This window comes from Haloarcula sp. Atlit-7R, assembly GCF_003666065.1.
Lineage (GTDB): Archaea > Halobacteriota > Halobacteria > Halobacteriales > Haloarculaceae > Haloarcula > Haloarcula taiwanensis.
Genome location: NZ_QXIK01000059.1, coordinates 1 through 571 on the forward strand (window position 1 = coordinate 1; position 571 = coordinate 571).

General features: G+C 59.2%; 1 rRNA gene. It reads left to right on the plus strand.

The annotated features are described in order from the left end of the window. Window positions 1–571 (plus strand): 16S ribosomal RNA (locus D3D01_RS22610); the annotation flags it as partial.

Here is a 571-nt window from a genome sequence, read left to right on the forward strand (position 1 = left end):
AGCCCTCGCTTTTCTGTACCGTAAGGTGGTACAGGAACAAGGACTGGGCAAGACCGGTGCCAGCCGCCGCGGTAATACCGGCAGTCCAAGTGATGGCCGATATTATTGGGCCTAAAGCGTCCGTAGCCGGCCGGACAAGTCCGTTGGGAAATCGACGCGCTCAACGCGTCGGCGTCCAGCGGAAACTGTCCGGCTTGGGGCCGGAAGACCTGAGGGGTACGTCCGGGGTAGGAGTGAAATCCTGTAATCCTGGACGGACCACCAATGGGGAAACCACCTCAGGAAGACGGACCCGACGGTGAGGGACGAAAGCTAGGGTCTCGAACCGGATTAGATACCCGGGTAGTCCTAGCTGTAAACGATGCTCGCTAGGTGTGCCGTAGGCTACGAGCCTGCGCTGCGCCCTAGGGAAGCCGAGAAGCGAGCCGCCTGGGAAGTACGTCTGCAAGGATGAAACTTAAAGGAATTGGCGGGGGAGCACCACAACCGGAGGAGCCTGCGGTTTAATTGGACTCAACGCCGGACATCTCACCGGTCCCGACAGTAGTAATGACGGTCAGGTTGACGACTT